The organism is Kineococcus terrestris (genome assembly GCF_041020755.1).
GTDB classification, from domain to species: Bacteria; Actinomycetota; Actinomycetes; order Actinomycetales; family Kineococcaceae; genus Kineococcus; species Kineococcus terrestris.
Genome location: NZ_JBEUEI010000032.1, coordinates 36,689 through 44,465 on the forward strand (window position 1 = coordinate 36,689; position 7,777 = coordinate 44,465).

Genomic DNA, 7,777 nt, shown 5'->3' on the forward strand with positions numbered 1-7,777 from the left:
GTCCACCACCCCTCCCGGTCGCGGGAAGGGTGGTGAACGCGCCAGGAGTCGGACGGGGAGGCGGGGTCAGGCGAGGCCGAGGGCGTCGAGGACGCGCTCGGACGCCCGGCCGTCCTCCAGCGCGCACCAGCGCTCGCGGAACCGCGCGTACTGCTCCTCGCTCGCCGCGGCCACGCCCGGCAGGTCCCGCAGCGCCGCGGTGAGGGAGTCCTGGTCGCGCAGGACCGGGCCGGGACCCTCGGTCTCCAGGTCGATCGTGAAGCCGCGCAACCGGTCCCGGTAGTGCTCCAGGTCGTACGCGTACAGCAGGACCGGCTTGCCGGTGACGGCGAAGTCGAACATCGAGGAGGAGTAGTCGGTGACCAGGACGTCGGCGGCCAGGTACAGGTCGGAGATGTTTGGGTGCCCGGAGGCGTCGCGCACCCGCTCACCGGTGGCCGGCCGGCGGTGGTGGGCGACGTAGTGGTGCAGCCGCAGCAGCACCACGACGTCCGGCCCGAGCCGCTCCGTGAGGGCCGCCACGTCCAGCCCGAGGGGCGCGTCGGTGGCCGCGGCGGCCTCGTCGTCGCGGTACGTCGGCGCGTACAGGACGGCGGTCGCGCCCTCCGGCACGCCCAGCGCGGCGCGCACGCGCGCGCGGCGCTCGTCGCGGTCGCCGGCGTTCAGCACGTCGTTGCGCGGGTAGCCCGTCTCCAGCACCGCGCCGGTGCGCCCGAACGCCGCCAGCAGCAGCTGCGTCGCCGCCGGGCTGGGGGAGACGAGGTGGTCCCAGCGGGCGATGTCCTCGTCGAGGGCGGCCATGACGTCCTCGGCCGGCAGGGAGGCGGCGTCGCGGTGGATGCGCTTGAGCGGGGTGCCGTGCCAGGTCTGCAAGTACCGCGCCCCGGGGGGTTTGCGCCACTCGTCGAGCTGCACGTGGGTGTTCGACACCAGCAGGTCCGCGGACTCCAGCGCCGCCACGGCCTCCGGCGTCCCGATCGGCACCGTCGCCGTGCCGGGCGGGAACGCCGCCGCGTGGCGGGCGTCGGCCAGCCACAGGTGCTCGTCGCCGGTGCGCCCGCGCGCCAGCAGCGCCTCGTGCAGCGCGCGCGGGTTGTCCGCGTACCGGCCGTTGAACGCGTTCCAGACGACCCTCACCGGCCGGCCCGCCCGCGCCCGAGCGCGAACCAGGCCAGCGGCAGCAGGCCCGCCGAGCTGGTCACGGCCAGCGCGAGCGCCCACGCGGCCTTCGGCCCGCGCACCCGCTCGCGCGGGGTGCGGGTCAGGTCCGCGAGGGCCACCGCCCGCAGGACCGCGTCCGCCACCCCCGCGGCCACCAGCGCCCGCTGCACCCCCGGATCCAGCTCCCGCCACCGCGCGTCCGCTCGTCCCACGTCGACCTCCTCGTCCGTCCCGCCTGCTCCGTCCCGCCGGGACCTTCCGCCGGGACCCGTCATCCTGCCCGGGGGCCGCGCGCACCGGGACAGCCGGGCCGGGCGCCGGCGGGACGGCGCAGCGGCCCCCGCCGGGTCCGCGCCGGTGCCCGCGGCCGGGTCCGGCCCGGCCGCGCACGCCGTCAGCGCGGCCGCGGACAGCACCAGGGCCGCGGCCGCCGGCGCGAGGCGCCGCGCCCCGTTCACGGTTCGAGGCACTCGGGCACCGAGTCGCCCGGACCGCCGGGGCGACCGGTGCGCCCGGCGGGGTCGAGCACCTCCACCCGCCGGACCGCGGGGAACTGGTGCAGGGAGGGCAGGAGGTGACCGGCGACCGTGACGGTGGAACCCCCGCTGGAGCAGCCGCCGACCAGGCGCACGCGGGCCGTGCCGCCGGAGATCGACAGGCGGTCGAAACCCGTGGCGCCGGAGGCGACCAGCCGCAGGCCGCGCGCGTGCTCGGCCGCCGTCGGCCCGGCGAACACGCGGTCCAGCACGCCCGTGGCCGGGGCTCCGGGGACCACCTGGCGCGTCACCGGCACGAAGAAGGGCTCCTCGTTCCGCAGGAAGCGGCCCTCGTCGAAGAACCACACCCGCCGCGGGACCGTGCGGAACGCCGCGTCGACGTCGACGACGACGCGGTCGGGCGAGCGCAGGGTCGACACCCGGAACGGCTGGCGGCGGGCCAGGCCGATGCCGTAGGTGGTCACCGCCTCGAAGTCGCCGGAGCGCACGACGGACACCACGTTCGGCAGCGCGAACGCCAGGCGCCCGGGGGCGGTCGGGTCCCCGGCCGCATCGTGCGCGTCGGCGCTCTCGAAGCGCACCTGCAGGACGGCCCGGCCGGCGACGGGCACAGGCTCACCGGAGCCGTCCCCGACCAGGGCGGGCACCCAGCCGACGTCCCGCCGCGCGGGCAGGCCGCCGCGGAAGTCGAACACGACCCGGTCGAAGCCCGGGTGGTGCGCGGCGCGGACGCCCACCAGCACCGGGACCGCCGGGGCCGCCCCGGCAGGCGGGGCGGCTGCGGCGACCGGAGCGCCGGTGAGAAGGAGCAGGGGAGCCAGGAGCAGGGCGGCCGCGCGCGGCGACCGGCCCGGACGACGGGACCTGCGGATCACGAGCACGGGGCACCTCCCGGTGGTCGTCCCGGACGCGCCGTCGCGTCCGGGCGCGGCACCAGCGTGCGCCCGGGGGGCGGGTCCCGGCAGGGACGAAGGTCACGTCCGCGGCGCCGGGTCCCGCGCGTCTCAGCCGCGGACCGGCTCGCCCCGCGAGGACACCTGGTCGCTCGCGCCGGGCACGGGTTCGGCCGGGTCGCTGCCCAGCGCGACGATCCGGTTGCGGTCGTCGACGTGCACCACGTGCGGGCGGTGCGCGGCGCGCTCGGCCTCCTCGACCTCCACGTAGGAGATGACGATGACCACGTCGCCGGGGTGGACCAGGTGGGCGGCGGCGCCGTTGACCTTCACCTGCCCGGTGCCGGCCTCGCCGACGATGACGTACGTCTCCAGTCGGGCGCCGTTCGTCACGTCGACGACCTGCACCTTCTCGCCCTCGACGAGGTCGGCCGCCCGGCACAGGTCGGCGTCCAGGGTGATCGAGCCGACGTAGTGCAGGTCCGCCTGCGTCACCGTGGCCCGGTGGACCTTGCCGTTCATCAGCGTGCGGCGCACCGCCTGCTCCTCCGCTCCCCGGGGTGGTCCCCGTCCGTGGGGGAGGAGCATCGCACGCCCCGTCGTTGTTCCCGCGCCGCCCGCCCTCGCCTCGCGGCGACCCGTGCGCAGGAGCACACTCCCCGCGACGGCGCCCGGTGGAGCCCCCCGGCCGGCCCGTGGCCGTGGCCCTCCCGGGCCGGTGGGACGACCCCCGAGGAGCCAGCGTGACCGACCGCATCGCCGACGTGTGGGGCACCCGCACCCCGCACCCGCGGGGCACGCCGTGGCCCGTGCGCGTCGACTCCCACCTCGACGCCGGCCTCGCCGAGGCCGACGTGGACCGCTGGGTGCAGTCCGCGTGCGTGCTGTGCAGCAACGGCTGCGGCTGCGACATCGCCGTCAGGGACGGGCGGGTGGTCGGAGTGCGGGGCCGGGCCGCCGACGTGGTCAACCACGGCCGGCTTGGCCCCAAGGGCCTGTACGGCTCCTGGCAGTGGAACCGCACCGACCGCCTGACCCGCCCGCTGGTGCGCGACGCTTCCGGCGTCCTCGTCGAGTCCGACTGGGACACCGCCATGGGCCGCGTCGTGCAGCGCTCGCGCGAACTGCTGGCCACCGACGCCGGTGCGCTGAGCCACGCCTTCTACACCAGCGGGCAGCTGTTCCTGGAGGAGTACTACGCGCTCGCCGTCGTCGGCAAGGCCGGGCTCGGCACCCCGCACATGGACGGGAACACGCGCCTGTGCACGGCGACGGCCGCCGCCGCGCTGAAGGAGAGCTTCGGCTCCGACGGGCAGCCGGGCAGCTACTCCGACGTCGAGCACGCCGACGCGGTGTTCCTGTACGGGCACAACATGGCCGAGACGCAGACCGTGCTGTGGGCGCGGGTCCTGGACCGCGTGCACGGCGCCGACCCGCCCGTCGTCGTGGCCGTCGACCCGCGCACCACGAAGGTCGCCGAGGCCGCCACCGCCACCGGCGGCGTGCACCTGGCCCCCGTCCCCGGCACCAACCAGGCGCTGATGAACGGCCTGGTCCGCGAGGTCGTCGCCAACGGCTGGGTCGACGAGGAGTACGTGCGCCGCCACACCCTCGGCCTCGACGACCTCGTGGCCACCGTCGAGGAGTGGACGCCGGAACGGGTCGCGGAGGTGTGCGACGTCCCCGCCCGCGACGTGCGCCGGGCCGCGGAGGTGTTCGGCACCTCCGAGCGGGTCCTGTCCACGGTGCTGCAGGGCTTCTACCAGTCCCACCAGGCCACCGCCGCCTCCTGCCAGGTGAACAACCTGCACCTGCTGCGCGGCCTGCTCGGGCGGCCCGGCTGCGGGGTGCTGCAGATGAACGGCCAGCCCACGGCGCAGAACACCCGCGAGTGCGGCGCCGACGGCGACCTGCCGGGGTTCCGCAACTGGGACAACCCCGAGCACGTGCGGCAGCTCGCCGACCTGTGGAACGTCGACCCGCTCGTCGTCCCGCACTGGTCCCCGCCGACCCACGCCATGCAGATCTGGCGCTACTGCGAGCAGGGGTCCGTGCGGTTCCTGTGGATCTCAGGGACGAACCCGGCCGTGTCGCTGCCGGAGCTGGGCCGGATCCGCTCGATCCTCGAGCGCGAGGACCTGTTCGTCGTCGTGCAGGACGGCTTCCTCACCGAGACCGCGCGGTACGCCGACGTGGTGCTGCCCGCGGCGCTGTGGGGCGAGAAGCAGGGGACGTTCACCAACGTCAACCGCACCGTCCACCTGTCGGAGAAGGCCGTCGACCCGCCGGGGGAGGCGCGCAGCGACCTCGACGTGTTCCTGGACTACGCGCAGCGCATGGACCTCCGCGACCGCGACGGGGATCCGCTGATCACGTGGACGACGCCGGAGGAGGTGTTCGAGGCGTGGAAGGAGTGCACCCGCGGCCGCCCCTGCGACTACACGGGCCTGAGCTACGAGCAGCTGCGCGGCGGCAGCGGCGTGCCCTGGCCGGTGAACGCCGACGCCCCCGAGGGCACCGACCGGCTGTACGCCGACGGGGTGTTCCCGACCGACCCCGACGTGTGCGAGTCGTACGGGCACGACCTGGTCACCGGCGGCTCGCTCGACGAGCGGACCTACCGGGCCCTGGAGCCCGCCGGGCGGGCGTTCCTCAAGGCCGCGGCCTTCTCCCCACCGCCGGAGACGCCGTCGGGGGAGTTCCCGTTCGTCCTCACCACCGGGCGGACCGTCTACCACTTCCACACCCGCACCAAGACGGGACGCTCGCGGCAGCTGCAGCGGGCGGCCCCGGACGCCTGGGCGGAGCTGTCCGTGGCCGACGCGGGTCGCCTCGGCGTGGCCGAGGGCGACCTCGTGCGGGTGGAGTCGCCGCGCGGGCACGTCGTCGTCCCGGCTCGGATCGGGCGCGGGCGCGACGGGGTGGTGTTCGTGCCGTTCCACTTCGGCTGGTTCGACGTCCCCGGTGACGTCCCCGGTGACGTCCCCGGTGACGTCTCCGGCGGGGGCTCCGGCGACGGCTCGCCACCCGGGCGCCCGCGCACCGCCAACGAGATGACGATGACCGAGTGGGACCCCGTCTCCAAGCAGCCGGTGCTCAAGGTCGCGGCCGTGCGCGTCGTGCGCGCCGGACCGGGGGAGGGACCGGCGCCCGCGCCCACCACCACCGCGTCCGCCCCCGCCGACCCGGGGTCGGTCCCGCCGACCACCGGGGGGCCGGACGCGGCGACCAGCGAGCGGTTCGACGCCGCCCCGCCCCCGCCGCCTGCCCCGGGCCGCTGCGGCCCGTCCGCCTCGACCCCGGGGAGCTGACCGTGCACCTGCCGATCTACGTGGGCCTGCAGCACGCGGCCAGCGCGACGCTGGCCGACTCCTTCCGCCAGGTGGCGCGGGGGCACGCCGCCGAACCGGACGTCGTCGTCGACTGCCGGCGCCTCGCCGGCTGGTGCGACGCGCACGTGGAGCGGCTGGCGCCGGTGGCCGAGCGCTACGGGGAGCGTCCCGACGACGAGCCGGAGCGCCTGCACGCGCAGGGGCTGCCGGGGGTGCGCAGCGGCGGGGTGGGGCTGCTGCGCGACCTGCAGGACCTGTACGTCCTCGCCTCGTTCGTCGACGTGACCTGGACGGTGCTGGGCCAGGCGGCCCAGGGCGTCCGCGACCGCGAGCTCCTGGGCGTCGTCCGCTCGTGCGAGGAGGACACCCGGCGGCAGCTGGTGTGGCTGCTCACCCGCCTGAAGCAGGCAGCGCCCCAGGCGCTCATCGCCGCCGGCGGCTCGACATGAGCGGTGGTGACGGGGACGGGCGTGGCCCCGGCGGGCTGCTGGAGGCGGCCGAGCGGCGCGCTGGGCGCCCGGGCGCGGGCGCGTACGCCTTCGCCCTGTGCCTGGTGGTGGTGTGCGCGGCCGGCCTGGCCGCGCTGCTGCTGCGCCAGCCGCTGCTGTTCCCGAGCCTGGGACCCACCGTCGTGCTGTTCTTCGAGTCGCCGCGCCAGTCGGCCTCCGCGCCCCGCAACACCCTCGTCGGGCACGTCGTGGCGGTCTCGGCCGGCGCCGCCTGCCTGGCCCTGTTCGGCCTGCAGGACCACCCGCCTGCCACGCAGGAGGGCGTCACGCTCGCGCGCCTGGTGGCCGCGGGCCTGTCCGTGGCCCTGACGGCTCTCGTGCTGAAGCTGCTCGCCGCCCCGCACCCGCCCGCGGGGGCGACGACGCTCCTCGTCAGCCTCGGTCTGCTCACCTCGGCCACCGAGCTGACGAGCGTCGTGGCGGGCGTCGTGCTGGTGACCGCGCTGGCGGTCGCCCTGAACCGCGCGCTCGGGGTCCGCCAGCCGCTGTGGCGCTGACCCGACGGGCGAGTCCCCCGGGGGTGTTGACAAGCTCCCCGGCCGGCGTGAGGCTCGACCTCGCGTTGCAACGTTGCACACGGTGGTGCGCTCGCTGACGACGCACCACCACCGACGAGGAGAACCCCGTGTCCACCAGCACCCCCGCCGCCTCGCAGTCCTCCGCCCGCGTCAGCGCCGTCGTCGACCTCGACGTGCGCGGCCCGAAGATCAGCCGGCACTTGTACGGGCACTTCGCCGAGCACCTGGGCCGCTGCATCTACGGCGGCTTCTGGGTGGGGGAGGACTCGCCCATCCCCAACGAGGGCGGCATCCGGCTGGATGTCGTGCAGGCTCTGCGGGAGCTGGCGATCCCGAACCTGCGCTGGCCGGGGGGCTGCTTCGCCGACACCTACCACTGGCGCGACGGCATCGGGCCGCGCTCGGAGCGCCCGCGGATGGTCAACTCCCACTGGGGCGACGTGGTGGAGGACAACGCCTTCGGCACCCACGAGTTCATGCACCTGTGCGAGCTGCTGGACACCCAGGCGTACGTGTCGGCCAACGTCGGCTCGGGGACGGTGCGCGAGGCGGCGGAGTGGATCGAGTACCTGACCCGCGCCGATGACTCCCCGATGGCCGCGCTTCGCCGGGCCAACGGGCGCCAGGAGCCGTGGCGGGTGCCGTTCTGGGGGCTGGGCAACGAGCCGTGGGGCTGCGGGGGCAACATGGGCGCCGGTGCCTACGCCGAGCTGGCCCGCCAGTTCGGCACCTACGCGCGTGAGCACGGCGGCAACAGCCTGTACCGCATCGCGGCGGGGGCGGCGGACGCCGACTACGCCTGGACCGAGGTCCTCATGCAGAACCTGGGCCGCTACCTGGGCGCCGGCCAGGTCAGCGGGCACGGCA

The 7,777-nt window shown here is 76.1% G+C and carries 8 protein-coding genes; 4 read left to right on the plus strand and 4 right to left on the minus strand.

The genetic code is table 11. The annotated features are described in order from the left end of the window. Window positions 1-66: 66 nt before the first annotated feature. The 4 genes from AB8M62_RS16595 to panD form a co-directional block, all read right to left on the minus strand. On the minus strand, window positions 67-1,137 hold the full coding sequence (locus AB8M62_RS16595) for a CDP-glycerol glycerophosphotransferase family protein (protein ID WP_369070255.1): 1,071 nt from the start codon (window positions 1,135-1,137) through the stop codon (window positions 67-69). Beyond that, complete coding sequence (locus AB8M62_RS16600; RefSeq protein WP_369055577.1) at window positions 1,134-1,373, minus strand: hypothetical protein; 240 nt, start codon at window positions 1,371-1,373, stop codon at window positions 1,134-1,136. Before AB8M62_RS16600 ends, AB8M62_RS16595 begins: the two co-directional genes overlap by 4 nt. A 242-nt stretch (window positions 1,374-1,615) precedes the next feature. Next, entirely contained in the window at window positions 1,616-2,401 is a 786-nt protein-coding gene (locus AB8M62_RS16605; protein ID WP_369055578.1) for an AMIN-like domain-containing (lipo)protein, read from the minus strand. 261 nt (window positions 2,402-2,662) lie between these two features. Further along, window positions 2,663-3,088 carry an aspartate 1-decarboxylase gene (panD, locus tag AB8M62_RS16610; protein WP_369055579.1) on the minus strand — a complete coding sequence of 142 codons (426 nt, stop codon included), beginning with the start codon at window positions 3,086-3,088 and terminating at the stop codon, window positions 2,663-2,665. Window positions 3,089-3,294: 206 nt separating this feature from the next. On the opposite strand from panD, the gene AB8M62_RS16615 reads away from it, so the two are divergent. The 4 genes from AB8M62_RS16615 to AB8M62_RS16630 form a co-directional block, all read left to right on the plus strand. Beyond that, window positions 3,295-5,862 (plus strand): molybdopterin oxidoreductase family protein, encoded by a 2,568-nt coding sequence (locus AB8M62_RS16615; protein WP_369070256.1) that lies wholly within the window; start codon window positions 3,295-3,297, stop codon window positions 5,860-5,862. A 2-nt stretch (window positions 5,863-5,864) separates the two neighbouring features. Then, the gene (locus tag AB8M62_RS16620; protein ID WP_369070257.1) at window positions 5,865-6,332 is read left to right on the plus strand and encodes a hypothetical protein; all 468 of its coding nucleotides are present in this window, start codon (window positions 5,865-5,867) and stop codon (window positions 6,330-6,332) included. Continuing rightward, complete coding sequence (locus AB8M62_RS16625; RefSeq protein ID WP_369070258.1) at window positions 6,329-6,889, plus strand: HPP family protein; 561 nt, start codon at window positions 6,329-6,331, stop codon at window positions 6,887-6,889. Before AB8M62_RS16620 ends, AB8M62_RS16625 begins: the two co-directional genes overlap by 4 nt. A gap of 128 nt (window positions 6,890-7,017) precedes the next feature. Continuing rightward, the coding region (locus AB8M62_RS16630; RefSeq protein WP_507237570.1) for an alpha-L-arabinofuranosidase family protein at window positions 7,018-7,777 on the plus strand (760 nt) is incomplete at its 3' end.